This is a genomic window from Candidatus Viridilinea mediisalina (assembly GCF_002532535.1).
Taxonomy (GTDB): domain Bacteria; phylum Chloroflexota; class Chloroflexia; order Chloroflexales; family Chloroflexaceae; genus Viridilinea; species Viridilinea mediisalina.
This window is the reverse complement of sequence record NZ_NQWI01000274.1, coordinates 1-1,485: the sequence shown is the minus strand read 5'-3', so window position 1 is coordinate 1,485 and position 1,485 is coordinate 1. Positions and strand designations below refer to the sequence as shown.

Annotated in this window: 1 protein-coding gene; it reads right to left on the bottom strand. The window is 58.1% G+C overall.

Annotated elements, in window-relative coordinates; translation table 11 throughout:
• Positions 1-177 precede the first annotated feature (177 nt).
• Entirely contained in the window at positions 178-1,305 is a 1,128-nt protein-coding gene (locus CJ255_RS21950) for a glycosyltransferase family 4 protein (protein ID WP_097646196.1), read from the bottom strand.
• Between the last annotated feature and the right edge of the window lie 180 nt (positions 1,306-1,485).

Genomic DNA, 1,485 nt, shown 5'->3' with positions numbered 1-1,485 from the left:
TACCAAATCCGATAGCCGATAGCCGATAGCCGGACATGGCGTCTCAATGCGCTTGAATGTCATTAGGCATGCGGCCTGTTCAATGGTAATTGGGATAATACAGTGATTGCTTTGTCTCCCGCATCTCTGTGCTCTCTGTGCCTCTGTGGTGAAAACCTCTGTATCTCTGTAAAACCTCTATCGTCGTGCAAACCTGCGCTTCTCCGCAAGAACCCGATAGTAGCGCATCAACTCATTCAGCACCACAGGCCAGGCCCGCCCCTCGGCAGCACGTCGCCCGGCGCTGCCCATGCGGTTGCGGGTGTCAGGGTCGGCAACGAGTTGGCGTAGACGAGCCCGCAGATCAGTCACGACCCCTGGGGTAAAGAGCAGGCCCGTTTCGCCTTGGCGTACCAGATCGAGCGTACCACCGCTCCGCGCTCCGACCACAGGCAAACCAGAGGCCATAGCCTCTTGAACGACTTGGCCAAAGGTGTCGGTATCGGAAGGGAAGACAAACCCATCAGCCGAGGCGTAGGCGGTGGCCAGTTCTTGTCCTTTGAGGTAGCCAGTAAAACTCACAGGCAAACCGGTGCAACGTCGCTCAAGCTCGCTGCGGAAGGGGCCATCGCCCACCAAGACCATATGGGTGTTGGCGAGGCCACGCAGTGCATCGGGCAGCAGCGCAAGGCGCTTTTCGGCAGCAAGCCGACCCACATAGAGCAGCAGGGTTTTGTCTGAACCAACGCCAAGAGCCTCACGCCAAGCCATGCTGCGGTGGCGGGGATGGAAGCGTTCTGTATCCACTCCACGCCCCCAGATACGCAAGCGTCGAAAACCAAACTGGCGCAGCATATGCAGCGTATGGGTTGAAGGGCAGAGCGTGATCTGGCAGCGATTATGAATCCAGCGCAACCAAGCGTTGACGCCTTCACGCAAGAAGCCAAAGCCGTAGTGGTGACTATAGGCACCAAAATCGGTGTGGTACGAACCAACAATGGGCAAGCGCAGATTGCGGGCCACATAGGGAACGACCGCACCAGCCACAACCGGGCCAACCAGATGCACCAGATCGGGCCGAAAGGCGCGCAAGTGGGCCGTAAAGCCAGGTTGTGGAGGCGTCACCTTCACCTCTGGGTAGATCGGCAGCGGCATGCCGCCCAAAGGGATCACCTGTGCCCCCGCATACGCCGACGGTGCCCCCTGAGGGGCAAAGAGGAGCGCCTGGTGCCCAGCTTGTTGCAGATGTTCCAACAGCCGACAGAGCGTTGTGGTAACGCCATTCACATCGGGCAGAAAGGTCTCACACACGAGGGCAACCCGCATACATCCTCCTAACCTAACCGTATACCCTGAGCCTAACCTAGTGACGTTAGGCGCTCATTACATGAAGGTTAGCAAGAGGTTATGGGCTGCTTAAGATTCGCGTAGAGGCTGTCTGAAAAGTCTATGAACTGGTGTTGGAGTGCCGGCTTTAGCCGGCTAAAGCCGGCACTCCAGCGTGTG

Bases quoted from the DNA above. Each gene is read 5' to 3' on its own strand.
- CJ255_RS21950 (WP_097646196.1), bottom strand. From the start codon at position 1,305: ATGCGGGTTGCCCTCGTGTGTGAGACCTTTCTGCCCGATGTGAATGGC.